Raw genomic sequence first — 24031 nt, forward strand, 5'->3', positions numbered from 1 at the left:
ACTTGTACTGTAATCATTTAAACATATTTGTTTTTTAACTGAAGGGGGAAAGGCTATGAGGACGAAAAAGATTTCACTATCGATTATCAGTATTCTGTTTTTACTGACTGGAGGTTTCATTCAGCCTCAAGAAAGTATGGACAAGGGAGTAGCAGCTGCACCTCAGTCTGCTGTAATAAATGAAGTGGCCTGGATGGGGACAACGGGCTCTTACAACAATGAATGGATGGAACTATCCAATACCACTTCATCTGCTCTTTCCTTGGAGGGATGGACCATTGAAGCCCAGGACGGATCACCGAGTATAGCTTTAAGCGGATCCGTGCCGGCACAGGGGTATTTTTTACTGGAAAGGACAAGCGATGACACGATTTCAACTGTCGCAGCGGATCAAGTCTATACAGGAAGTCTTGGGAATTCCAATGAAGTTCTTTATTTAAAGGATGCGTCGGGTTCGGTTATCGATGAAGTGAACAGCTGGTACGCTGGTGACAACAGCACGAAGGCCACGATGGAGCGAAACGATCGTTCTATCAGCGGTACGGATCCAGCCAATTGGAGCACCTCGACGGCTTCCTATGAAGGTGGATTTGGAACACCTAAAGCGGCAAATTCAGCTGTTCCTTCGGGAAGTGGAAGTGAATCAATTACCAATGTAAGCGATGCGCCGGGTGCCATCAACGTCTACTTTAATAAAAGTGCATCGACTCAATATGCCATGCCAGGTAACGAAGCAAACTACAACGTGAACCTTGAAAATCGTCTCATTGAACGTTTGAATGAAGCGACAACGTCCATTGACTTCGCCACGTATGAAATCAATTTGCCACGAGTGGTCGATACATTGATGGCCAAAGCGGCACAAGGGGTGGACGTCCGGATTCTCGCTGATGCCAAGGATGGATCGGACCCTCATTACGCAGAACGATATGAAACTATGCGATTATATCTGGAGAAGCTCGTCCGCGGTCAGGATGGAATAGTAGGATCAGCGGATGATGCTCATATTTTATCGGATTCCCCTATGTTTGTAGTAGAAGATGCCGTGAAGCGGGCAGCTTACGATTTACCTGCAAGCTTCAGCGATTTCCCGCAGCGAAACGTGACGGTTGGCAGCACGGCGACAACAGGCTATATGTTTGTAGAAGGGGAATGGAAAGAAACGGACAGCTACTATTCTCCAGGGAATCAAATGCATAATAAATTTGCTGTTGTGGATGGAAAATGGGTTTTCACAGGAAGCTGGAATTTTACCGTAACAGGTTTATATGGATCTGAGGAAAACATGAACCAGGGAATCCTTGGCGGCAACCAGCAGCATGTCGTGGAAGTTCACTCTCCTGAACTTGCCTCCATTTATAAAACGGAATTTGAAGAAATGTGGGGGAGTGGTTCCACGACTCCGAATCATACAGTATCGAACTTCAGCACAAGGAAAGTAGATAACACACCTCATACGTTGACCATCGGAGGAGATACGGTAGAAGTGTACTTCTCTTCAGGAGACGATGCGGTGGGACGTATGACAGAGCTAGTGAAAACAGAAGCAGACGAAAATGCTTATTTCACCATTTTCGCATGGAGCGACCAGGCCCTTGTGGACGAATTGAAGAATAAGTGGGAAGGAAGCTATGTGGATAACCAGGGAACGTTGACCGGCTTTGATGTGAAAGGTCTATACGATTCCAGCTTCTGGAACCAATGGTGGTCAGCGAGTATTGAAATGACAGGAAGAACGGCTACGCAAACGAGTACGAACAATCCAAATACGCGCTGGGCAAACCCTGCACCCGTGTACAAGGCAAATGAAAGCCGCAAGCTTCATGCCAAAACGATGCTCATCGATGCCGACACCGACAGTGATCCAACCGTCATCGTAGGGTCGACCAACTGGAGTGAAAACGGCAATAATGTGAATGATGAAAACATGCTCATCATCCATGACGATGCCATCACCAATCAATTCCTGCAGGAGTTCAATGCAAGATATGTGAATGCTGGAGGGGTTGTACAGTAGGTTGGATGAAAAGTTCCTTGAGTATGGAACAGAACAAAAAGGATGATTCTCTTTTCTGAGAATCATCCTTTTTTGGGGGGAACTCACTCCATCCCGGGAGCCTTCTGAATTTCAAAAATAAGTACAATTGCAGTGATTGCATGGGCAATCAATCGGATGACCGGGAAAAAGTTTAAGAAGGAAGCAAGAATACCGAGGGCACTTCCAAGGATCGGCTGATCTTCTGACCTTGAAATGTACAACACGCTTGCATGCCAAAGAGCTACTAAACACAGGAGAAAAGGAATCGCATCACCTGCAATATTGCCAAAGATCGGAACCGCCAGAAACAATTCGATAGAAAATGATAACCATTTAATTCGTGAAAGCACGGACACACACCTCCTTATTTCAGTGTATGACTATGTGGGAGGCGTGTGCTTGTTTGAGGGAATTGTTTTTTGTGGGGTGGAGTGGTGGTTGTCATGTGCGGATTTTTCGATATACATAGAATGGCGGATAACCACGAATAAGACCACCGTCTCATCCCAAGACAGTGGTCTTTTAAAACATTTTTAAGCGAGTAACTTCTCTACAACCTTATGCTCATTTTCATTAAGCAGGTTTTTGCCGATCGTTTCATGAACCTCTTTATTCATGCTGTCTTCCAGCACAGCAGCCTCTTCTTTATCGCCAACGAGTAAGATCCGTTCCCACTCCTCATCAGCGGCTTTTTTGTCCAGGATGCTGCCGAGGCTTTTCCACCAGCGTTGTTGATTTGCTTTGAGGCGATTTTCGAATTCTTCCTGCTGATTGGCCTTTCCGCCACCGCTTCCCATGCTTACGTCTGAGTGGTGGGGACCTTCATGCTTTCGCCAATCATCTGTTTCTAAATCGAATTCCATAAATTCGCTGGACTGAATCTCTCCAAAGGCGGAGGTGAGGATTTTGATTTGATTTTGCTGAAGAAGCACCAATCCCGTGTAAGGGTATTCTTTATGCAAGGATTTCAATTGATCCAGGTGAGGATTTTCCTCCCAATAAAAATTCGTTTCAACCGGTACTTGAAGCCGGAAGGTCTCCCAAATGCCACTATCGGCTGAAGCGAAGATGATAAAGCTTCTTGGCAGTTCACGCTCTAAACTATATACATAGTTTTCTACTTTCGGACGGATCGATTGAAGCCTTTCTTTTTCCTCGGGAGCACTTTTAAGGTATTCTTCCAGGCGGTTGAATCCGTTTTTAAGGGCTATCTTCCATTCACCGCCTTGCTGATCGTGGTCGCTGCGGTCCGTATTCAAATAAACAGTCAACAACTTATCAGGTTTCTGTAAGTACAAGTTTTCCAGTACGCTCAGTGTTTTTTTACTGAAGTTTTTTCTTCTATAAAAATCTACAATGTGCTTTTGAACCCCATTTTCTTAAAGAAATCAGATAAATGATGTTTTATGTTCGTTCCATCGGGTAAATATGTACTAAATAACACACGACGGGAGAGAGAAAAGTGAGCTATATTAACCAAGGTAGAGAGCGCATTCAATTTGATCGCAAGGGGAAGAAAAAGGATTTACATATTCTGGAGTGCACGCACTGTGAGAATGAATTCCGTTCAACGATGAATGTCAACCAAATCGAGTGCTCTCATTGTTCAACATCTACAGATCCTAAATTGGACCTTTCGATTTTTAAAGTCATCGGATTTATTGAAAATTTTCAAGGGAGTGAAGTTCGTTGCTAAACAAAGATAAATTAGCCGATTTGAAAATGGATTTTAACGATATTCTTTGGATGAGTTCCGGAGTTGCTATTATTCTATTATTACTCGCATTAGCAAATTTCTTTATCCTGGCCTAATCATATTGTTGTGATTTGAAAAGTCCTGACTGTTTAGTAGGACTTTTTTTGTTGGGCAAAACTCTCCATTGAAAAAGCCTGCCCGCTTTTAGGATTAAAGCGGGCAGGCTTTTCTTTTGGGTACTTATCCTTTATAGTTTTCATCGTACTCAAGATAAACAACATGAGTTTCCAGGTATTCGTTAAGGCCGTGTTTTCCATCTGCTCCGCCGATTCCGGATTGACCGCGACCAGCGTGGAAACCATTGATGGCTTCAAAGTTCTCACGATTCACGAAGGTTTCTCCGTATCGAAGTTCATTCGCCGCCCTCATGATTTCATGGAGGTTTTCACTGAAGATCGAGGAAGAAAGACCATATTCCGTATCGTTGGCAAGCTCGATAACTTCATCAAAATCCTTGTATGTCATAATTGGAAGGACCGGTCCAAAGATCTCTTCCTGGATGATCTCCATATCCTGTTTTACATCTACGAGAATGGTAGGCTCGTAGTAGAACCCTTTATCCATATTGAGCGGTTTCCCGCCGGTAAGGATTTTTGCTCCGTTTTCAACGGCTGTATTGACCATTTTCGTTACGGCTTCAAGTCGATCTTTATTTACAAGAGGTCCGATGTCGTTATCCCGGTTTGTCGGATCGCCGACTGTCGTGTTTTTCATTGCTTCGGTCATTTTGCTGATGAATTCTTCTGCTACATCCTCATGGACATACACTCGTTCCGCGTTCGTACATGCCTGCCCGGAGTTGGTGATTCTGGACGTTTTGATCTTTTCAACGGCAAGATCAATATTTCCATGCTTGGTGACGATGGCAGGGGCTTTACCGCCAAGCTCCAGGTTTACTTTTGTGATGGACTTAGATGCTGCTTCCATCACTTTTGAACCAGCCGGGTAGCTTCCCGTCATGGACACCATGCGTACTTTAGGGTGACTGGACATTGGGTTTCCGATATCGGACCCTTTCCCGGTTACAAGGTTAAAGACTCCTTTCGGCAGCCCGATTTCGTCTATGATCTTAGCAAACTCACATGCTGTATTTGGTGTGTATTGACTCGGTTTCATCACGATCGTACAGCCTGTCACAATCGCAGGCGCAACTTTCCTGGCGAGGATGAACATAGGGAAGTTCCAGGGAACGATTCCTGCTACGACACCGATCGGTTTCTTGTATACAAGTATGTTTTCGTTCGAGCGTTCACTTTCAAGGATTTCACCTTCATATCTTAACGCCCAGCCTGCCATGTAGCGGAAATACTCGATGGCAGTATCCAGCTCACCTTCTGAGGCATCCAATGTCTTCCCGTTTTCTTCTGTCAGCATCTGAACAAATTGATCTTTCCGTTCCTCCAGCTTATCGGCTATTTTATATAAATAGGAGGCACGCTCCTTGGAAGGGACCTTCTCCCAGGATAGAAAAGCAGAATGAGCAGCATCAATCGCGTGATTGACATCCTCTTCCGTTCCCATCTGAATAGAAGAAATCGTCTCCTCATTCGCAGGATTGATCACGTCCAACGTATCCTTCGACGTACTATCCACAAACTCACCATTAATATACAACTGATACTTCTTCACGATTACTCCTCCTTGTAAAACTGTTTCTCATCATATCTCCTTCTTTTCCCGTTCAATGGGTAGGGGTAAACATGGGGATGTGCGAGGGACGGACCTCATTCCATTCATATATTAAGCTAAGACCTTGATATAAAAGGGGTTAAGTGAGTGTGTTGGTCCGCTTCTGGAAATAAAATGAATAGAGGGACGGACCTCGTTTCACACAATTCCTTCAACCAAAGTGCTGATTTAATAGGATTTGAGTAAAAATGGAGGTCCGTCCCTCATAAGGGTTATTTACTTGGTTCTGCGATTTTGACGAGTTGTTTGCCGATGTTTTTGCCTTGGAAGAGTCCGAGGAAGGCGTCGGTTACGTTTTCTAGGCCTTCAGTGATGGTTTCTTCGTATTGGAGTTTTCCTTGGGAAAGCCATTGGCCAAGTTCTGTTGCTCCTTCTTTGAAGCGGTCATTATAGTCGTTGACGACAAAGCCTTTCATGAGTGCGCTTGATTTGATCAATCTGGTTTGTACGCGAGGCCCCAGATCACGATCCGTTTTGTTGTAAGAAGAAATCGCTCCGCACACTGGTACACGTGCATGTTTATTTAGTAAACTAAGGGCAGCGTCACCAATTTCACCACCAACGTTTTCGAAATATACATCGATGCCGTTTGGACACGCTTCTTTTAACGCAGCGTAGATGTTGTCCGTTGTTTTGTAGTTGATTCCTTCGTCGAATCCAAGCGTATCTGTCAGGTAGCTTACTTTTTCATCCGAACCTGCAATCCCGACAACACGAGCTCCTTTGATTTTGGCTATTTGTCCGACAACAGAGCCGACTGCACCTGCAGCACCGGATACAACCACGGTTTCGCCTTCTTTTGGATGACCGATGTCAAGGAGTCCGAAGTATGCGGTCAATCCAGTCATTCCCAGTATACTAAGGTGAGTAGAAATAGGGGCAACATTCGGATCGATGGAGCGGACCTGTTTCTCATTGGCAAGGGAATATTCCTGCCAAGGCAGCATTCCTACTACGAAATCCCCTTTTTGGAAGTGTTCAGATTCTGATTCAACGATTTCTCCAACCGCTCCGCCAGCCAACGCTTCGTTCAATTGGAATGGTTCTACATACGACTTGGCATCAGACATTCTGCCCCGCATATAGGGATCCACGGAAAGATAAAGTGTTTTGACTAATACTTGTCCTTTGGATGGTTTAGGAACTTCAATCTCTTTGAAGTTGAAATCCTCTTTTACAGGCATTCCTTCAGGACGGGCGACTAATTGGATTTGCTGCTGCTTTTCGGGTAACATCATGATTCCTCCTCGTAATTTTAAGCTGAAAATTTTTTTTCCTATTACTTGAAACTTATCACATGGAGTCTAGGTTCTACAAAGAATAACACTTGAGAAAGGTGGGGTGAATGTGGCGAATAGTTGGGATGCGGAGGTCGCTGTCACCATTGAACAGGCAAGATTATTAATCGGGAATCAGTTTCCGGAACTTCATCCAGCAAGAATAGACATCATAGACTATGGATTCGATAACACAGTTATGAAAGTGAACAAAGATTGGGTGTTTCGGTTTCCAAGAAGGGATATAGCCGTGAAGCTTTTGGAAACAGAAGGAAAGCTCTTGCCACTGCTCGATGAAAAGAGTCTCGGACTCCGAATTCCGGTTCCGACCTTTTTTGGAAAGCCTTCCCCTCCATACAAATGGCCCTTTCTAGGCTACCGTTTTGTAGAAGGAACGATTCCATCCCGAGCACATGGGGTGGTTAGAGAAGGGGAGTCAGCCGTCAAATTGGCATGGTTTCTAAAGAAGCTTCATCTGACGGATGCTTCAGAGGCCGTGAAACGGGGAGTCCCTCATGATGAATTACATCGCTTAGATGTTAAAAAACGGATCCCGACCTTGGAAAAAAACATTCATGAAATCGAAGAACTAAACCTTTTTCACCAGGTTGAAAGGTTAAAAGACTATCTTCAGCACGTACCCAAAAAGCCATTACCATCAGAAACCACGTTGGTTCATGGCGACCTTCATTTTAAAAATATTGTTGTGAATGGGAATGGAATCTTATCAGGGATTCTGGATTGGGGTGACGTTCATATTGGCCATCGAGTCATTGATTTAAACCTCGTGTACAGTTATCTCAATCCTGCGGGGCGGGATTTGTTTTTTGAAGAATATGGAGAGGTAGAGGAAGTCGAGTTGGAATATGCACGCTTCAAAGCCATTTACACCAACGTCGTCCTGCTTCTTTACGGCTATCATGAAAAGCAGCCTCATACAGTAGTGGAAGCCCAGAAAAGTTTAGAGCTTGCATTAATAAGAGGGACGGACCTTGGTGAGTAACACAAGGTCCGTCCCTCTTCTGATATTATTTAACGTTTTTTTGGATATATTTCACGATTTTTCTTAGTTCATTGGCATGTGGACGGCCAAAGGGGCTCGTTTGTCTTTGCTGGTACATGGTTTGTCCTTTTTCATTCACAAGGAAGTAAGCCGGTTCACCATGTTGTCCGTGATCCTCATAAGGGGCATCTTCACCGTGATAGAACACATCATAGGCTTTGATGGCCTCTAACTTTTCGTCTGCTAAGACAGGGAAAGTTAAATCCTCTTTGTTTGCAAACTCCTGCAAGTCCTCCAATTTATCACTGGAAATCGCTAGTATGTGAACATTATGTTTTTCAAAATCCTCTTTGTTTGCTTGCAGCTCTCTAAGTTCTTCCTGACATACCGGGCACCATGAGCCCCTAAAGAAAACGATGAGATGCCAGCTTTGATGTTCTTTTTGATGGTCCTCAAATGAGAACGTTTCACCTGAAACTGCCGGGAGCGTGAAAGTTGGTACCGTATCATTTAATTGAAAAGTTGCCATTATTCATTCCTCCTATTGTTTTCTTTCCAGTCAGATAGGCATTAAGACAATCCTAACCAGAGTGAAATACATACAGTATAGTAATTTATTTTGCTTACATGGAGTGTATTTCCCTTTATGTGAGAAACAAAACGTACTATTGTGCAGAGTGAGTAGAAAGGACGATGGATATGAAAAGAAATAAGACAGGTCCAAACCTGTGCATTTTCCCGGAATACAAATGGTGCGGACCAGGATGCAGCGGACCCGGTGCCCCCATCAATTCAGTAGACGCAGCATGCAAGGCCCATGACCTTTGCTATGAGCGATACGGTCCAAGCTGCCAATGTGATCGGATGTTCATGAGGAAGCTGAAAAATGAAATCAATCCCGATTCTCGAAAAGGTAGACATGCTTTTCTTATGTATCAATATATGAAACTGCAGACGAGGGTTGCGTGTCAGGGGCATCGGTGCCGGAGGTCTTGGATTTAGAAATGAACCGCTTGGATTGTTCAAGTGGTCTTATTTTATTTGTACTGTGAATTCTTCATTTCCAATTATTACCTCTTCTTCAAGTAAGTTGATGTTGAAATTTGTCGCTATTTGTTTAAAAATGGCTAGTGTACTCTTATAAGACATTTTTCTTATTTTTGCAAATAAAAAAGTACAGATAATCTAATTTTAATAGATTTAATACTGATTACTAAGGATTCCTTGAAGGTATTGTGGTCTGAAAGTATTCCAAATAAATTTAGAACCAAAGTTCCCTTTTAAATTTGTTCAAGGATTTTTATGCCTGATTCTATTACAATTACCTATGATATTGTCAGCAAGAAAGGGGAGAGAACATGTCATCCATTACAACCAAAAAGAAAAAATATCTTTTTGAAATACATTTTTTAAGAGCATTTGCTTGTTTAGCTGTATTAGGAGTGCACGTATCAGCTACCAATTACTCCATGAATGATAATACGTTTAATTGGTTTTCATACTTTCTAAATCAAGTAGGCCGTTTTGGAACGCCTATATTTGTTGTGATTGCCGGGTTTCTATTATTCTACCAAGTAAAAAGAAACACGTATTCCTTTAATAAATTTGTTACTTCCAGAATATCAAAAATCATTATGCCCTTGATATTATGGAGCTTGGTCTATCGTTTCTTACTCTATTATTTTGATAATCAACAGATTGGAGCAATAAAAACAGAACTTGTGAAGGTCTTTACAGGTGGTCACTTCTATCATCTCTATTTCATTGCCATAATCGTTCAATTTTATTTTATTTTTCCTATCCTGCAGAAAGTATTTAGAACGAAGATGGGATTGATTGTTTTAACCGTCATTTCATTTTTTATCAGTTATAATTTGATCGGCTTTGATCCTGGAATTGAAGGATTTATCGGAAACTTCATGGCAAGTAAATCATTCATGCCTTTATGGATGTTCTATTTCTCATTCGGTGGACTATTGGCCTTCTTCTGGGAGGATATTAGAGATTTTGCAACAGACTTTCCCTGGATGATGTTAACCTTATCATTACTCATAACAGCAGGAGCAATTATAGAGTATACAATCAATGGAGATCTCACGAACAGAAGAGCGAGCAATTTATTGAATATACCTCTATTAAGCATTGCTACTATTGGAATGTATCCTTTACTTTCAAAGTGGAGTGTCTTGAAAAAGCCTCTGACGTTATTAGGGAAGTATTCAATGGGGATTTACTTGATTCATCCCTTTGTTCTTCACTTGATGAAAATTTATTTACCTGCTTCTGCATGGAACATGATGTATCTTCCAATAACATTTGTAGCTGTATTATTAATTTGTGTAGGATTGATCCAACTTATTCAGCAGGTTCCATTTAGCAGTTATTTCATTCCTGTACCAAAAATTAAAAAAACTTCGAACAAAGAAAGCGTAGGGAATGTTTCATCAAAAGAAGCTACTGCATAGACGAAAGAACCGAGATGACTCTTATAATCGCTCGGTTCTTTTTTTGTTTAATATATAAAATGAGAATTTTCCAAAGCCGGCTCACACCCCAAAAAAACCAGCCCACATCAAGCAGGCTGGCGACTCAGATTAAAACGGTTTGATTGACATTAAGATGATAAGAATAATGGCAGAACTATGTATAATGATATTGAATGGTTTTAATTCTGAGTTGATTTTTCCGTAAGATTCAGGGACGTCGTCACCCTTATGACTGTGGATGATCTCAGCCATTTGCTTCACTTTCTTCGGCATGAGGCCTGCTACAATGAATTGGACACCTATGTAGATCACGATGGACGCGATATACCAACCGGATTTGAATAAGTAAGGGTTCATAATACCCATAATGAGACCGGTGATAAGTAACACGATACTGCCAATTTTTGCAAAGGTTTCGATTTTTTTGCTAAGCTCTAAAGAGAATTTTGCCTGATGAGACGTTTCTGGTGTCTTCATCACCACGGGCATCGCAAAGCTTGCACCAAGTCCAGCTACTGCAGCAACGATGTGGACAAGAACCAATAAATGTTTTTCACCTCCAACTAAGGAAGTTTTGAATAGATTTCATTGTATAGTAAATTAGCACTAGTTTCCAGTTTTTTTGGAAAGAGAGGAGAGAAAAGTATGAGTGAGAAAGATGAAATCAGGCATAAGGTATGGAATCGGTTGACAGAGAGAAAATTAGGCGGTTTTCCATTTCCTCTAACGGGCAGGATTCCAAACTTCAAAGGAGCTGAAACAGCTGCTTCTTTTGTTCGGGATATGGATATATACAAAGATGCCGAGGTCGTAAAGGTGAATCCCGATGCACCTCAGCTTCCACTTCGCGCAACTGTGTTGAAGGACGGGAAAACCCTGCTCATTCCAACGCCGCGCTTAAAGGATGGATTTGTCATGATTAAGCCTGGATGGGTGCCCCGGGGAGAAGAGAGAAAGGCTGCGAGCATCAAGCATATGAATACATATGGAAAAGTCGTACCGCTCACAGATATACCTCCCATTGACCTGATAGTGGTCGGTTCCGTTGCAATTCATCGTGATGGGAGAAGACTTGGAAAAGGGGAAGGCTATGCCGATCGTGAATACGCCATCCTGCGTGAAATCGGAAACAAGCCGGTGCCTGTCATCACAACCATAAACAGTGAGCAGCTTGTAGGGGACGATATCCCAAGAGATTCCTATGACCTGGCCGTCGACTGGATCATCACCGAAGCAGGCATCACCGAAACCCACACCCCATACCCAAAACCACAGGGCATCGAATGGGAACACGTATCAGAAGACGAAATGGAAAAGATGCCGATTCTAAAGGAATTGAAGAATTTCTCTGGAGGGACGGACCTTTAATTTATAATCAATTGGCAAGAAGGCTATAGGGACGGGTTTTAGTGGGAATTGGAGGTCCGTCCCTCAAAGTGACGTAAAAAACCCCCTGAAGGTGTTATTCCTTCAGGGGGAGGTTGGGCTGGTAGTCAGAATAGGGCAAGGCTTTATTAGTATCCCTCGACAACCAAATCCAGCTTCCCTGTTTCAGGGCTGATGACTAGCCCGTGAACAGGAATGTTTTTATCCATCAACGGATGATTCTTGATCATGTCGACGCTGTGGGCGACGCTTTCCTGTACTGAGCTGAAGCCTTTCAGCCAGTCGTGGAGGTCGATGCCGGAGTAGTTGACGGTGTCGAGTGTTTCTTCTGGTATCCCACGGTCCTTCATTTTGTCCAGGATCTGGTGGCTGTCAATGGCACTCATGCCGCAGTCATGGTGACCGATCACGAGTACTTCGTCTGCTTGAAGCTCATACACCGCAACGAGAAGGCTGCGCATGATACTACCAAATGGATGACTCACGACAGCACCGGCGTTTTTAACGATTTTCACGTCGCCATTTTTCATGTTCATGGATTTAGGCAGAAGCTCTACTAAACGGGTATCCATACAAGTAAGAATAACTAATCGTTTGTCTGGAAACTTGGTTGTTCTGTACTCTTCGTACGATTGTTCTTGTACAAACTGTTGGTTGTAATCAAGTATGTTCGTTAATAAAGTCATATCGTCTCTCCCATAAAGTAAATTTTTTATCACTTCACATTTAGCTGAAGGTGATTTTCTATCTCTTTTATTTTATCCATAATTTCTTGTCGATTCCAATCAGACGTATTGGAAAGTTTCAAATAAAGAGAAGATACTTTAGCCAGTACTTCTGTTAAATTCGGTTCTTTTCGTGGATACGTGGACTTACCCATGAGATCAAATAAGCCATTCATTTGATCGGACACTTTCTTGTATTGAGCATCCTTAGAAATGAGGGCAACATGAAAATATTGCTGCATATCTGAAAACTGATAGAAGATATCAAACAGCTCAAATGAATCATTTTTCTTCAAATTCAATTCCATTTCACCGGATAAATTCTTATGAATAATCCGTGCGAACTTTGGCGAGCTATCGTCTTCTATTATAGACATGAAGTTTTCTCCAGGCTTTAAAAAGTCATAACCCGAATTAGAAGCATCTATTAAATTAAACTGCCTATCCAATAGTAGATAAGGAATCGGGCATAAATGCAGGTTTTCCACATGATCACTCCCTTGGGAAAGGTTAATGGACGTCAGTGCCCCATTCTCACTAGTGAGAATGTTTCATGTGGGGTAACATTCAGTTGACCTTATTGAGTTTGGCTAAATATGATGAAGGAGCTAGCCTTTCTGGAAAACAAGCTGTTCAGACATATCTGTCAGATACTCATTGAGCTCTAACAAGTCATTAAAGCTTTCTACTTTTGATTTTTCCAGAAAATCCAGGTTGTAGTTTGATATCAATCGGCCCCCGACCAGAATTTCAATCTCTTGATTATGCTCTCTGATCTCTTCGACGCACTCTTTCAATCGAGTCAGTTCCGTTGTCATCCCGACGGATATTCCAATGGCATGAGGTTTCCAGGCACTAATAAAGGTTAATACATCTTTGACAGGGACGTTGGCTCCCAAGTAACGAGTATTCCATTGCTTTTCTTTGAATACTTCGTTCGCGAGTTCCAGCCCTAAACTGTGATGTTCACCTTCTATACAAAATAAAAGAGCTTTAGGGTGGTTTTCCAAAGCTTCTTGATGGGTAAATACAGTAGCAAGTAAATATTTAAGGGTTGCAGTAGCTAAATGCTCATCTGCAACGGTAATTTGATTTTTCTCCCAAAGGTCACCGATCCTATACATAGATGGTTTAATAATTTTCTCATAAAAAGTAAAATTATCTATTTTTGAGTGAATAGAAGACGAATGTAATTCCATTAATGAATGCACGTCTCCCGCGAGAATAGACTTGGTGAAAGCCTGGACCAGCTGATTCATTTATGATCACTCCTAGCAAAAATACCAATAACTATATTCAATAGATAGAATTGAAAATCCTGCTACAAATTTCAATTCTATAATTGGATTGACTTTCCCAATATTCTTATTTAATATAACCTCTGTAACACTAAACTCAAGTACCTGAGAGAGGTTCATAGCATTAACCCTCTATAAAAAACTATGGTTCTATGAATCTAACATGAGGTTTTCTAAAACATGTTATCCTTAAAGCGTAACAGGATAGGACAATTTTTGCAATTTTACTGCCTGTTACTTCGATTCTTAGGCTAATGCTATGTCCTCCTTCATTCGAGGCACTTTGAAGGGGAGGATTTTCACATGTCAGGAAGAAAAGACGAAGATTTAACAGATCTATCATTATTAGGAAATCAAGGGACAAATTACTTATTCGAGTATGCTCCACACATTTTGGAAGCATTCGACAATAAGCATCCGAACCGGGACTATTTTGTGAAGTTCAACTGTCCTGAATTCACAAGTCTTTGTCCGAAAACAGGTCAACCGGACTTTGCTGCCATCTACATCAGTTATATACCAGGTGAAAAGATGGTGGAAAGTAAATCACTCAAGCTTTACTTATTCAGCTTCAGAAATCATGGTGATTTCCATGAAGACTGCATGAACATCATCATGAATGACCTCATCGAATTGATGGATCCACGCTACATCGAAGTGTGGGGGAAGTTCACCCCACGTGGCGGAATCAGCATTGACCCATACTGTAACTACGGAAAACCAGGTACGAAATACGAAACAATGGCAGACCATCGCTTGATGAACCATGATTTGTATCCGGAGAAAATTGATAATCGATAAGATGGGAAGGACGATTCTTTAATGGGATCGTTCTTTTTTTAATAGCTTTTTTGAGATGGAATCTAAAATTCCCACTATACCCTAATGGTTAACCCCTAAACCCCAAACCCATCCTCATCACATCTGAAAACCCTTCCAATTTTCACAATTATTAAACCTTATTTTTTTGACCAGATTCCCTTTACAAAGGGTCTTGATGGGCTTTATAATCCCGTTGTTCAACTATTTACGGAAAACCCAAAAAAATTTTAAAGAAAAAGGAGGTTGCGGTGATGCGACAAAGAATATTTTCCTTCTTAATGATGAATCTTGGAGCATTTCTTGTTTCAGTGAATGTCCATTTTTTCTTATCGCCTAATAATTTAGCGACAGGGGGAGTAAGTGGATTGTCAATCATCATGAACGATCTGTTTCCAGGGTTATCCCTTGGACTGTTCATGATCATAATCAATATCGTGTTATTTATCGTCGGTGTGATCTTTCTTGGCTTTAATTTCGGAGCGAAAACCATTTACGCAAGTTTCGCCCTTTCATTCTATGTTTGGTTATTAGAGAGATTTGCTCCCATGAGTGCGCCATTGAGTGATGATATTTTGATTCAATTGATTATCGGTCAATGCATTGCCGCAACCGGTATGGCCATTGTGTTTAACCAGCAGGCATCAACGGGTGGAACGGATATCGTGGCCCTGATCTTTAATAAATATTTCAATATAGATGTAGGCAGAGGTGTTTTACTGGCAGATTTATCAATCGCTATGTCCTCAGCTGTACTATTCGGACCGCAAGTCGGAATGTATGCCTTCTTCGGTGTCATCCTGAACGGACTGGTCATCGATTATGCATTGCAGCAATTCAATTCAAATAAAGAGATTGTGATCATCAGCCGATACAGCGATGAGATCAAGTCTTATATCGTTCATGAACTGGGAAAAGGAGCGACGATTCATACGGCAACGGGAGCCTTCACGTCCGACGAAAAGGAAGTCATCACGACCATCCTTGGTCGCAAGGACTTCTCCAAGCTAAAAGGGTTCATCACCCAGGTCGATAATCGTGCCTTCATCACGGTTCACACGATGAATGAAATCCTTGGTCAAAACTTTAAACGACTGGCATAGAAACAAAGCTTCACCTTTCAATAAGGTGGAGCTTTTTCTTTGTCAAAAGCTCTTTTTGTAAAGGTTCAGGCTATTGTAGAGAAGAAAGTAATAGTTGATTTCCGCTCCAGGATGCTCGCTTTCCGCGGGGCAGGCGGTGAGCCTCCTCGGCTACGCCTCCGGGGTCTCACCTGTCCTGCTATTCCCGCAGGAGTCGATCATCCTTCCGCTCCAATCAACTTTCTGAGCATGAATCCTTATTCGAAAAAAATTAAAACAAGCTTTCTAGCAAACAATCTCATTGAAGGTAAGGAGAGATTGATTGTCTGAAGGAATAATTTTTCAAGTTATTTTGATTTCTAGCACACGTTGAAGCTCTGTCACAAAAATTCTGTTAAAGATGGTGAAGGAACTGCGCACACTCCTGCGGAAGTACGGGCGTGCCGAGACCCCGTTCGGCTAAGCTGAGGAGGCTCGGCCGAACGCTAGCTGCAAGCGGAGCAGTTCCCCTCACCATCCAACACACACTAATTGACAGAGCTTTGCAGAACTCATGTTGAAAACAACAATCTTTGTGAAATGAGCATTGTCAAAAAATATTATCCTACTTTCCAGAAAATAAAGGAAAATATTGGGCTTTTCCTGTATAAATAGAAGGTAGGGGGTGGAAATATGGAGAAAGAAGAGTTTGAACGCCTGGAACGGAAAATCAGCACTCTGGAAAGAGAGCTTTACCTTGTGAAAAGGCAGCTGATACAAGCGAAGAGTGATAGTGAAGCGCCTGCCATTCAGAAAACAGAAGTGTATACGGAACCTGAAAAGCAGTTACCTGCAGAGGGAAATGAGCCATTCATCGAGAAAGAACCATTCGATTTTTCAGTGGAACGCTGGCTTCCGAAAGTGTTTCTATTTGTTCTTCTGATAGGAAGTATCTGGGGCTTTATGGCTGCTTCTCAAAATGGCTGGGTTACGCCTGGTTTAAGGGTGTTAACGGGGGCTGTCATCAGTATCGGGATGTATTTCTTAGGAGAGCGGTATAGCCGGGATCAGAGGAAATTATCCATCACGCTGCTATCGGGAAGCATTGTCCTTGCGATTATTACGTTATTCTCAGCAAACATTTTGTATGGATATATAGGTGGACTCATCACGAATCTACTATTAATCGTCATTATTTCTGTCGGACTGTGGACTTCTCATAAGCATGGTTCTGAAGTGATCCTGTGCTTGATCGGGGCAGGAGCGTATCTGTTTCCGTTTATTTTCGCAGGGGACGAACGGAATGAGTGGTTGTTTTACGGATATGAGTTAGTATTGTTCTTTGTCTTAATGACGTTCAGTACGGTGAAACGATACCGGATTGCCTGGAATATTCATTATTATTTACTTTATTTCTCATTGTTTTTCTTTGCGGCCTTTGGAGTAGGCGCGATGACGCTGACCGTTCTGATCCCATTCGCGATTCAGCATGCCTATATTTTACTGTTGATCGTGCTGGGCCGCGATGAGCGGGCGAGTGCCGAAATGATTCCTGCTCTAGTATCAGGCTCATTCATCCTTCTTGGATTATTGAATGATATTTACGCAGTCATCCCGCTCTTTTATTATGTGACTTTCGCTGCGGTGTATATCGGCGTATCGTTCATTGAACCGAAGGAAAAGAAACAAACAAAGGATGTTCTGCTGGTCTTGGGTTTCCTGCATGTTCTCCTCTTCTTATTTGAACTGTTCGAATACGATTGGCGCTTTGTCTTAGTTGGCATTCAGGCTACGGCCCTTTTATGGCTTGCAGGAAGAAGGGAAAGCTATCTTGGTTTGGCTGCTTCCATTCTTTTGATGATGTGTTCAATCCTCGCAGTGCTGGTCGGTGCATCAGATGATTTCTTCACGATTGAACTGCCGATTTTTGTGATCGCTTTTGGGTATGTGTATCTGTTTTCCCATTACAATACAAATGAGGCCTCTTTCTTAAACGTGTCGAAAACGGCGATTAAAGTCGTGTTGACAGGGCTTGTGATGTTCTTCGTGTTACGTTTGACCGATTTCATTGTAATCGGCTGGGATTATACCCCACGAACAACCGCCTTCACCGTGGCAATTGCCGCCCTGTCCATTGCTTATCTCATCTTCGGTGAAAGCAGGAAGGATGCCTTTTACCGCTGGGTGGGGATCAGCTTTTTAGCTCTGGCACTGGTGAAATTCTTCCTGGCAGATCTCGTGTTCCTGGATTTCACGATCCGCGCCATGATTCTGATTCCAATCGGAGTGATCGGTCTTGTGTTATCAAGAATTTTATATAAAAAGAAATAAACACATTGCAAAAGCTTTCAGAATAATTATATAATAATATTATTAACTAACGTGTAATAGAGAAGGAGGTGGAATTGAGATGAATCGTTCTGTAGGATTGCGTGGGAAGTATTTAGACTATATTTACATTTGCCGTGCAATTTTTCATGCATTTGCGTTCAAGGGGACACGTATGCCCTTTTTCAGCAAATGAATATGAATACTGAACGGTAAGAGGTCTCAATTCCAATCACTTTTCTATAAAGAATCGGAAAAAGGGGGCGTTTTCGCTCTCTTTTTTTATGCCTTCTTTTATAAAAGGGGGAAGTGCCATCGCACTTCGATCAGCCATGGGAGAGCCTTCTGCTTCCCATGGCTTTTTTGTGATCATAACGGAACCTCTTACCTTAAAATAGATGAACGAAAGGAAGAGGAAAATGATACTATGCAGTGCACAGGAATTAAGCAAGATGTTTGGAGGACATTTAATATTTGAGGACTTATCCTTTGAAATACCAGAAAGAGCAAGAGTCGGTCTCGTTGGCAGAAATGGGACGGGGAAGACGACGATATTTAAATTATTATCAGGAGTCGAATCCCCTGATAAAGGTCTTGTTCATTTAAAGAAGGGAGCCAAAGTAGGCTACCTTGCGCAAATCCCACATTATCCGGAAGGTACGAAAGGACTTGACGTATTACGCTCTGCGTTTTCCGAATTAATCAAGACCGGTGAGCGATTAAAAGAATTGGAATATCAAATGGGGACGGAGCAAGATGCCGATACTCTCAACCGATTATTAGAGGAATACGGCAAAACCCAGGACCGATTCACTCTTGCCGGGGGATATGAAATTGAATCCAATATTTCAAAGATCGTCAATGGATTGGACATCAGTGAATTGGTGGATAAGGACTTCAATGACTGCAGCGGCGGGGAACAAACGAAGCTTTGTTTAGGCTTGATACTTTTGCAAAAACCTGACCTTCTGCTCCTTGATGAACCAACGAACCACTTGGATATCGGAGCCGTTGAATGGCTGGAGGATTTTTTGAAAGAGTATGAAGGTACCGTCGTGTGTATTTCTCATGATCGCTATTTTCTCGATCACGTGATTACCAAGGTGTATGACTTAGAGGACGGGGAATTGACGATTTATCATACGAATTACTCGGGATTTGTGAAGGAAAAGGAAGAACGTCTGATGATTGAATTTCAAGCCTATCAGGAGCAACAGAAGAAAATCAAGAAAATGAAGGAAGCCATCAAACGATTGAAGGAATGGGCGAATCAGGCCAATCCTCCTAATGAAGCTTTGCATAAACGGGCACGTAACATGGAGAGGGCGTTAGAACGGATGGAGAAGGTCAAGCGCCCGATTCTGGACCGTAAGAAGATGGGATTGGAGTTTGAAGAAACAGATCGAAGCGGGAAAATCGTATTTTCCATGGAGGATGTTTCAAAGGCATATGGAGACAAAAGCTTGTTCAGTGGCGCCGATCTTCTCGTCCATTTCAAGGATCGTACGGCGATTGTCGGACAGAATGGAACCGGTAAATCAACGATTATCAGAATGCTGCTGGGAGAAGAGATCGCCGATGCAGGTGTGGTGAAAATCGGAAGCAATGTGAAGTTAGGTTACCTTTCTCAGCAGTTTACGGTGGCGGATCCAAGTGTTCGTTTGATTGATGCGTTCCGGGGAGAGGTTCCCGTGACAGAGGGGGATGCCCGGCATATTCTCGCCAGGTTTTTATTTTACGGACCGAATGTGTTCAGGAAAGTGGGTCAGCTGAGCGGTGGGGAAAAAATGAGACTCCGCCTTGCCCAATTGATGCATCAGGATATTAACTTCCTTGTCCTGGATGAGCCGACGAACCATCTGGATATTGATTCACGAGAGGTGTTGGAGGACGCCCTGGAAGACTTTAAAGGCACGATTTTGGCTGTATCTCATGACCGGTACTTTTTAAATAAGTTATTTAAAAAAACGTACTGGATTCATAAGGGCGAACTATATTTCTTTGATGGCCCTTATAGCTGGGCAAAGGAAAAGCTCCCTGAACTTGTTCCACAGGAAGTGCCTGCAGCCGTTGTGAAAAAAGAAGCACCCCTTAAAGCAGTCCTTGAAAAACCGTCGAGGACGATGGAAGAGGTGGAAGCTGAGCTGGAACGGGTTGAAGAAGAGATTTTTTCCATTGAAGAGATGCTCCTTACACAAGAAGACTTGGACATTCTTCAGGAACTGTATAAGGAAAAAGAACAAAAAGAGCAGGATCGGGACAAAATGTATCAGGAGTTAGAAGAACTAATGGGTTAGTGTAGAAGGGAGATGACGCTGAAGTCATCTCCCTTCCATAATTTCCAATGACCTTTGTATAATGAAGGAAGAGAGGATGAGAGTGAATGTCTAAAAAAGAAGTGATCATTATCGGTGGCGGCCTGTCAGGGATCATGGCGGCCAAAACGTTAATGGATAAAGGAATAACAGATATCATCATCATTGAAAAGAGTAGAAGTGTCGGAGGGAGACTCGCCACGAGACGGATTCAAGACGGAAAAGCGGATCACGGCGCGCAGTTCTTCACGGTGCGTTCCCCAGAACTTCAAACAGACGTTGAAAAATGGCTGCAGGCTGGCTGGATCAAAAGATGGTTCGGCGACCCCTACCCACGCTACACCTCCGTCAATGGAATGAACGCCCTGGGCAAAAACTTGGCCGAAGCACTCCCTATAGAGCTTAATACGAAAGTCTCCTCCATCCGTGATGGGAGGGACGGACCTCTGGAAGTGGAGCTGGACAATGGTGAAAAAATCCTGGGAAAACATATCATCGTAACGGCCCCTGTACCTCAAGCCCTTACACTGCTACCTGAAATCGAGGGCACGGAGCTAAAGCATATCACCTTCGCTCCATGCTTCGTAGGTATGTTCACCTTTGATAAGGATAGCATCGTACCTGCTCCGGGACATAAGGACGAACAGCTGCCCCCGGGAGTAGAACGCGTGGTGGATCATCACAAGAAAGGAATTTCTTCTACAGTAACGGTGAGTGTGTATATGACGGGAGACTGGTCGAAGAAACGCTTTGACCTTGCGGACGACACCATTTTGGCCGAAATTCAGAAGGTTGCAGAACTATATCTTGTAGAAGGTAATCAAATTGTCGATGCTCAATTGAAACGCTGGAAATACGCTGAGGCCGAAGAGGTCGTTCGCTCTCCTTATGTGGAACTTGGAAGGAATCAGCGGGTTATGGTTTGTGGAGATGTTTTTCTCAGAGAAAAGGATGAAGCAGGACGAACACGGTTTGAAAGTGCTTATTTATCCGGGATTTCAGCCGGGGAAAGAGTGGCAGAAAAGCTGAAGGAAACGTAAGGTTGATTGTGGGGGGGCAGTATAACCACCATATCATCAAGAAACACTAGAAGAGTACATAAATCCAATGATAAGAAGAGGAAATAAAATGAACATTCAACTAAAGCGAGCGAATCATGACCATCTCGACACGATTATGGACGTGTACTTGAGATGTAAAAAGGATCTGGATGAAAAGGGATTACTTCAATGGAATGAAGTCTACCCAAGCCGTGAATATTTTGAAGAAGAAATGACAAATGGAAGTCTTTACGTACTTATGATAGATGAAAAAATAGCGGGATCCGCGACCCTGAATGAATGGCAGTCCCCGGAATGGTCCGAGATTCCTTGGAAACTTGAGAATGAGTTGGTGATTCATGCCTTGTTTCTCGATCCCCTTCAGCAGGGTAATGGATTGGGGAAAATTTTCATGGAGAAATGTGAAGAGTTCGCTCGTGATAGTGGATTCGGAAGCATCCGGTTAGATGCGTATTCAAGAAACACAGGGGCCAATTACCTTTATGAAAAAATGGGCTATGAGTACCGGGGTTCGGTCTATTTCACTTCTAAACCAGAGGGGCATCAGGAATATCACTGCTATGAGAAAGCGCTGACGCATTAAGATTCAATGGTTGTTCAAATGTACCAAGGAAAAGAGGATAGGATAAATGGTATACTTGAAGGTACAGTATGCGCTGAATAAGAAAGTTGGGAAGCGATTATATTGACACAGATTTTGGATGAGGCGAGGGCCTTCATTGAGCAATGTTATCAGGAATTAAATAAAAGCGAATCAGACATGGTGCTTCGCTTACAACAAATAGAAGATGAACTAAGAACAGAGGGAACCTATACTCATACGACAGAAGAGCTAGTGCACGGAGCCAAGATGGCGTGGAGAAACAGCAATCGCTGTATCGGCAGGTTGTTCTGGAATTCGCTGAACGTGTTTGACGAACGGGAAGCGTCGACGGAGGAAGAGGTGTTCGGTGCGTTAGAGCGCCACCTTGACTATGCTTCCAATAACGGAAGAATCCGTCCGACGATTACCATCTTCAGACCCTCTCAGCCACAGCAGCCGGACATCCGATTATGGAATCATCAATTGATCAGATATGCCGGCTATGTGGAGGATGGGCAATATACAGGGGATCCACATTCCGTTGAGTTTACCAAGAAATGCGAAGGACTCGGCTGGAACGGACACCGGACTCACTTCGATGTACTGCCTTTCGTCGTGCAGATCGGGGACGGACCTCCACAGTGGAAAGAGATTGAAGATCGACTCAGGTTGGAGGTCCCTCTCCGTCATCCGGAATTTGATTGGTTTCAGGATCTCGGGTTGAAGTGGTATGGAGTTCCGATCATTTCTGATATGGAATTGAAAATCGGGGGCATCTCATATAAAGCAGCTCCGTTTAACGGCTGGTATATGGAAACGGAAATCGGCGCACGAAATCTTGCGGATGAGAACCGCTATAATCTTCTGCCGAAAGTAGCGAGCTGCATGGGGTTGGATATGTCGAGAGCGGCAACGTTGTGGAAAGATAAAGCACTGATCGAGTTGAATATCGCCGTACTCCATTCCTTTAAAGAAGATGGGGTCAGCATTGTCGATCATCATACGGCTGCCCAGCAGTTCCGCTTGTTTGAAGAGAACGAGAAGAGCGCTGACCGTGATGTGACCGGGGATTGGTCATGGCTGATTCCGCCTGTATCGCCGGCAACGACTCATATATTTCATAAAGAATACGACAATACGTGGAATACCACTAATTATTTCTATCAGGATAGACCTTATTAAGGGGAGCTGTTTTCTGTTTCTAACAGAAAGCAGCTTTTTCTAATACGTGAATGGCGGGCGTTTGGACACTTCATAATATTGAAACCAAAACCTGAACTCATCAAATAAAACAGGACCATCGAATGTGAAATTCTCAAAGAAATCTTCAACTAATTCTGCATCTGCATCATCCATAATGCCAGTCACATAAAGAGGCGTCTTGAATCGCTTATATAGATCCCCATATCCATAAAAGCTGAACAGATCTTCAAGTTGTTGTTCGTTCATTATCTTCACCTTCCTTTCTAGTAGGTTTTCTCTATCTTGTAAAAATATCCATAAAAAAACAGCAACGGAAAGAGTCCGTGCTGTTTTGTCTATTGCTTCAATTCGGTATAAACGACCAGGCGCTTACTGTAGTTTCTTGAGGAACGGTCAAAATCACCTGTGCAAGTGATCAAATTAAGGGTACTTGCGTGTGAGTAACCAAAGATCGATTGAAGAGGGGCGTCATCCCAAGGGTATTCCTTCATGTCCGTTACAACGAAGGTACGGTCTTCACCATCTTTATTTTTAACAATGATTTCATCACCTTTTGAAAGCTTGTTCAGGTTATAAAAAATAGCGGGGCCATTCCGGCTGTCGACATGACCACCGATGACAGCATTTCCTGGTTCGCCCGGTTTGTATCCGCCTTCGTACCATCCAGTCTTCTCGAAGCTTTCGGTTACGGCCATTTCACCATTTTCCTTTAATCCGACAGCTTCTATTGGTGCCGATAAATCGATTGCCGGGATTTCAATGGTCGTTGGCACGATTCCGCTTCGATCATCTTTAATGATTGTCTCAGCAAATGGGGAAGGGGAAGTGGTGGTACTCGCCATTTGAGCTTTCGGCTTTTCTTCTTGCTTTTCGATTGTTTGCGTTTCCGCTTTTTCCTGTTGAGAACTTGAACTTAATCCTGCAGAACAAGCAGAAATGGGCAATAGTACAAGCACAAGTAGTACAACCCTCATAGTATACATTATGTGAAGCCACTCCTTTC

The 24031-nt window shown here is 42.9% G+C and carries 27 protein-coding genes; 15 read left to right on the forward strand and 12 right to left on the reverse strand.

Annotated features, from left to right (window positions below; translation table 11 throughout):
- Positions 1-55: 55 nt before the first annotated feature.
- The gene (locus tag ACOSV2_RS11850; protein ID WP_428975252.1) at positions 56-2017 is read left to right on the forward strand and encodes a phospholipase D-like domain-containing protein; all 1962 of its coding nucleotides are present in this window, start codon (positions 56-58) and stop codon (positions 2015-2017) included.
- A gap of 83 nt (positions 2018-2100) precedes the next feature.
- Here the strand turns inward: ACOSV2_RS11850 and ACOSV2_RS11855 are convergent, their stop codons facing one another.
- Together ACOSV2_RS11855 and ACOSV2_RS11860 are read right to left on the reverse strand one after the other, a co-directional pair.
- A complete protein-coding gene (locus tag ACOSV2_RS11855; RefSeq protein ID WP_044339178.1) occupies positions 2101-2388 on the reverse strand; it encodes a hypothetical protein in 288 nt (95 codons plus the stop codon).
- 183 nt (positions 2389-2571) lie between these two features.
- On the reverse strand, positions 2572-3336 hold the full coding sequence (locus ACOSV2_RS11860) for a VLRF1 family aeRF1-type release factor (RefSeq protein WP_428975253.1): 765 nt from the start codon (positions 3334-3336) through the stop codon (positions 2572-2574).
- 164 nt (positions 3337-3500) lie between these two features.
- On the opposite strand from ACOSV2_RS11860, the gene ACOSV2_RS11865 reads away from it, so the two are divergent.
- Positions 3501-3734: a hypothetical protein gene (locus ACOSV2_RS11865; protein ID WP_428975254.1), complete on the forward strand. Its 234-nt coding sequence runs from the start codon at positions 3501-3503 to the stop codon at positions 3732-3734.
- A 240-nt stretch (positions 3735-3974) separates the two neighbouring features.
- On the opposite strand, the gene aldA is transcribed toward ACOSV2_RS11865, so the two are convergent.
- Positions 3975-5423 carry an aldehyde dehydrogenase gene (gene aldA, locus ACOSV2_RS11870; RefSeq protein ID WP_428975255.1) on the reverse strand — a complete coding sequence of 483 codons (1449 nt, stop codon included), beginning with the start codon at positions 5421-5423 and terminating at the stop codon, positions 3975-3977.
- A gap of 272 nt (positions 5424-5695) precedes the next feature.
- Positions 5696-6721 (reverse strand): NADP-dependent oxidoreductase, encoded by a 1026-nt coding sequence (locus tag ACOSV2_RS11875; RefSeq protein WP_428975256.1) that lies wholly within the window; start codon positions 6719-6721, stop codon positions 5696-5698.
- 109 nt (positions 6722-6830) lie between these two features.
- Here ACOSV2_RS11875 and ACOSV2_RS11880 point away from each other — a divergent pair, with 109 nt between their 5' ends.
- Positions 6831-7763: a phosphotransferase gene (locus ACOSV2_RS11880; protein ID WP_428975257.1), complete on the forward strand. Its 933-nt coding sequence runs from the start codon at positions 6831-6833 to the stop codon at positions 7761-7763.
- A 25-nt stretch (positions 7764-7788) separates the two neighbouring features.
- Here ACOSV2_RS11880 and ACOSV2_RS11885 read toward each other — a convergent pair whose 3' ends face one another.
- On the reverse strand, positions 7789-8292 hold the full coding sequence (locus ACOSV2_RS11885) for a peroxiredoxin family protein (RefSeq protein ID WP_428975258.1): 504 nt from the start codon (positions 8290-8292) through the stop codon (positions 7789-7791).
- 170 nt (positions 8293-8462) lie between these two features.
- Between ACOSV2_RS11885 and ACOSV2_RS11890 the strand changes: the two genes are divergently transcribed.
- On the forward strand, positions 8463-8765 hold the full coding sequence (locus ACOSV2_RS11890; protein ID WP_428975259.1) for a phospholipase: 303 nt from the start codon (positions 8463-8465) through the stop codon (positions 8763-8765).
- A gap of 356 nt (positions 8766-9121) precedes the next feature.
- A complete protein-coding gene (locus ACOSV2_RS11895) occupies positions 9122-10228 on the forward strand; it encodes an acyltransferase (protein WP_428975260.1) in 1107 nt (368 codons plus the stop codon).
- Positions 10229-10357: 129 nt separating this feature from the next.
- On the opposite strand, the gene ACOSV2_RS11900 is transcribed toward ACOSV2_RS11895, so the two are convergent.
- Positions 10358-10792: a DUF2269 family protein gene (locus tag ACOSV2_RS11900; protein WP_428975261.1), complete on the reverse strand. Its 435-nt coding sequence runs from the start codon at positions 10790-10792 to the stop codon at positions 10358-10360.
- A gap of 102 nt (positions 10793-10894) precedes the next feature.
- Between ACOSV2_RS11900 and ACOSV2_RS11905 the strand changes: the two genes are divergently transcribed.
- Positions 10895-11617, forward strand: coding sequence for a 5-formyltetrahydrofolate cyclo-ligase (locus tag ACOSV2_RS11905; RefSeq protein WP_428975262.1), 723 nt, complete (start codon positions 10895-10897; stop codon positions 11615-11617).
- Between the two features lie 146 nt (positions 11618-11763).
- Here the strand turns inward: ACOSV2_RS11905 and ACOSV2_RS11910 are convergent, their stop codons facing one another.
- The 3 genes from ACOSV2_RS11910 to ACOSV2_RS11920 form a co-directional block, all read right to left on the reverse strand.
- Entirely contained in the window at positions 11764-12321 is a 558-nt protein-coding gene (locus tag ACOSV2_RS11910) for a beta-class carbonic anhydrase (RefSeq protein ID WP_428975263.1), read from the reverse strand.
- 29 nt (positions 12322-12350) lie between these two features.
- Positions 12351-12848 (reverse strand): hypothetical protein, encoded by a 498-nt coding sequence (locus ACOSV2_RS11915; RefSeq protein WP_428975264.1) that lies wholly within the window; start codon positions 12846-12848, stop codon positions 12351-12353.
- Between the two features lie 120 nt (positions 12849-12968).
- Entirely contained in the window at positions 12969-13619 is a 651-nt protein-coding gene (locus tag ACOSV2_RS11920; RefSeq protein ID WP_428975265.1) for a cobalamin B12-binding domain-containing protein, read from the reverse strand.
- Positions 13620-13961: 342 nt separating this feature from the next.
- Here ACOSV2_RS11920 and queF point away from each other — a divergent pair, with 342 nt between their 5' ends.
- From queF to ACOSV2_RS11945, 5 genes are all read left to right on the forward strand, one after another.
- Complete coding sequence (queF, locus tag ACOSV2_RS11925; RefSeq protein ID WP_113968655.1) at positions 13962-14459, forward strand: preQ(1) synthase; 498 nt, start codon at positions 13962-13964, stop codon at positions 14457-14459.
- A 272-nt stretch (positions 14460-14731) separates the two neighbouring features.
- Complete coding sequence (locus ACOSV2_RS11930) at positions 14732-15580, forward strand: YitT family protein (protein ID WP_148967364.1); 849 nt, start codon at positions 14732-14734, stop codon at positions 15578-15580.
- Positions 15581-15619: 39 nt separating this feature from the next.
- Positions 15620-15889 carry a hypothetical protein gene (locus ACOSV2_RS11935; RefSeq protein ID WP_428975266.1) on the forward strand — a complete coding sequence of 90 codons (270 nt, stop codon included), beginning with the start codon at positions 15620-15622 and terminating at the stop codon, positions 15887-15889.
- A gap of 342 nt (positions 15890-16231) precedes the next feature.
- Positions 16232-17869 (forward strand): DUF2339 domain-containing protein, encoded by a 1638-nt coding sequence (locus tag ACOSV2_RS11940; protein WP_428975267.1) that lies wholly within the window; start codon positions 16232-16234, stop codon positions 17867-17869.
- 79 nt (positions 17870-17948) lie between these two features.
- Complete coding sequence (locus ACOSV2_RS11945) at positions 17949-18062, forward strand: RAxF-45 family protein (RefSeq protein ID WP_098351140.1); 114 nt, start codon at positions 17949-17951, stop codon at positions 18060-18062.
- Positions 18063-18098: 36 nt separating this feature from the next.
- On the opposite strand, the gene ACOSV2_RS11950 is transcribed toward ACOSV2_RS11945, so the two are convergent.
- Positions 18099-18239, reverse strand: a complete 141-nt coding sequence (locus ACOSV2_RS11950) for a hypothetical protein (protein ID WP_187443192.1) — start codon at positions 18237-18239, stop codon at positions 18099-18101.
- A 46-nt stretch (positions 18240-18285) separates the two neighbouring features.
- Here ACOSV2_RS11950 and abc-f point away from each other — a divergent pair, with 46 nt between their 5' ends.
- The 4 genes from abc-f (at position 18286) to ACOSV2_RS11970 (ending at position 23007) form a co-directional block, all read left to right on the forward strand.
- Entirely contained in the window at positions 18286-20163 is a 1878-nt protein-coding gene (gene abc-f, locus ACOSV2_RS11955; protein ID WP_428975268.1) for a ribosomal protection-like ABC-F family protein, read from the forward strand.
- 86 nt (positions 20164-20249) lie between these two features.
- A complete protein-coding gene (locus ACOSV2_RS11960) occupies positions 20250-21221 on the forward strand; it encodes an NAD(P)/FAD-dependent oxidoreductase (protein WP_428975269.1) in 972 nt (323 codons plus the stop codon).
- An 88-nt stretch (positions 21222-21309) separates the two neighbouring features.
- Positions 21310-21825 (forward strand): GNAT family N-acetyltransferase, encoded by a 516-nt coding sequence (locus ACOSV2_RS11965; protein ID WP_428975270.1) that lies wholly within the window; start codon positions 21310-21312, stop codon positions 21823-21825.
- A gap of 102 nt (positions 21826-21927) precedes the next feature.
- Entirely contained in the window at positions 21928-23007 is a 1080-nt protein-coding gene (locus tag ACOSV2_RS11970) for a nitric oxide synthase oxygenase (protein ID WP_428975271.1), read from the forward strand.
- A gap of 39 nt (positions 23008-23046) precedes the next feature.
- Here the strand turns inward: ACOSV2_RS11970 and ACOSV2_RS11975 are convergent, their stop codons facing one another.
- Positions 23047-23274: a hypothetical protein gene (locus ACOSV2_RS11975; protein WP_428975272.1), complete on the reverse strand. Its 228-nt coding sequence runs from the start codon at positions 23272-23274 to the stop codon at positions 23047-23049.
- Positions 23275-23363: 89 nt separating this feature from the next.
- Positions 23364-24011: a class F sortase gene (locus ACOSV2_RS11980; protein ID WP_428975273.1), complete on the reverse strand. Its 648-nt coding sequence runs from the start codon at positions 24009-24011 to the stop codon at positions 23364-23366.
- Positions 24012-24031 lie beyond the last annotated feature (20 nt).

It is taken from the genome of Rossellomorea sp. DUT-2 (genome assembly GCF_052665285.1).

Bases quoted from the DNA above. Each gene is read 5' to 3' on its own strand.
- ACOSV2_RS11850 (WP_428975252.1), top strand. From the start codon at position 56: ATGAGGACGAAAAAGATTTCACTATCGATTATCAGTATTCTGTTTTTA.
- ACOSV2_RS11875 (WP_428975256.1), bottom strand. From the start codon at position 6,721: ATGATGTTACCCGAAAAGCAGCAGCAAATCCAATTAGTCGCCCGTCCT.
- ACOSV2_RS11885 (WP_428975258.1), bottom strand. From the start codon at position 8,292: ATGGCAACTTTTCAATTAAATGATACGGTACCAACTTTCACGCTCCCG.
- ACOSV2_RS11890 (WP_428975259.1), top strand. From the start codon at position 8,463: ATGAAAAGAAATAAGACAGGTCCAAACCTGTGCATTTTCCCGGAATAC.
- ACOSV2_RS11895 (WP_428975260.1), top strand. From the start codon at position 9,122: ATGTCATCCATTACAACCAAAAAGAAAAAATATCTTTTTGAAATACAT.
- ACOSV2_RS11905 (WP_428975262.1), top strand. From the start codon at position 10,895: ATGAGTGAGAAAGATGAAATCAGGCATAAGGTATGGAATCGGTTGACA.
- ACOSV2_RS11910 (WP_428975263.1), bottom strand. From the start codon at position 12,321: ATGACTTTATTAACGAACATACTTGATTACAACCAACAGTTTGTACAA.
- ACOSV2_RS11920 (WP_428975265.1), bottom strand. From the start codon at position 13,619: ATGAATCAGCTGGTCCAGGCTTTCACCAAGTCTATTCTCGCGGGAGAC.
- queF (WP_113968655.1), top strand. From the start codon at position 13,962: ATGTCAGGAAGAAAAGACGAAGATTTAACAGATCTATCATTATTAGGA.
- ACOSV2_RS11930 (WP_148967364.1), top strand. From the start codon at position 14,732: ATGCGACAAAGAATATTTTCCTTCTTAATGATGAATCTTGGAGCATTT.
- ACOSV2_RS11940 (WP_428975267.1), top strand. From the start codon at position 16,232: ATGGAGAAAGAAGAGTTTGAACGCCTGGAACGGAAAATCAGCACTCTG.
- ACOSV2_RS11945 (WP_098351140.1), top strand. From the start codon at position 17,949: ATGAATCGTTCTGTAGGATTGCGTGGGAAGTATTTAGACTATATTTAC.
- ACOSV2_RS11950 (WP_187443192.1), bottom strand. From the start codon at position 18,239: ATGATCACAAAAAAGCCATGGGAAGCAGAAGGCTCTCCCATGGCTGAT.
- abc-f (WP_428975268.1), top strand. From the start codon at position 18,286: ATGATACTATGCAGTGCACAGGAATTAAGCAAGATGTTTGGAGGACAT.
- ACOSV2_RS11960 (WP_428975269.1), top strand. From the start codon at position 20,250: ATGTCTAAAAAAGAAGTGATCATTATCGGTGGCGGCCTGTCAGGGATC.
- ACOSV2_RS11965 (WP_428975270.1), top strand. From the start codon at position 21,310: ATGAACATTCAACTAAAGCGAGCGAATCATGACCATCTCGACACGATT.
- ACOSV2_RS11975 (WP_428975272.1), bottom strand. From the start codon at position 23,274: ATGAACGAACAACAACTTGAAGATCTGTTCAGCTTTTATGGATATGGG.
- ACOSV2_RS11980 (WP_428975273.1), bottom strand. From the start codon at position 24,011: ATGTATACTATGAGGGTTGTACTACTTGTGCTTGTACTATTGCCCATT.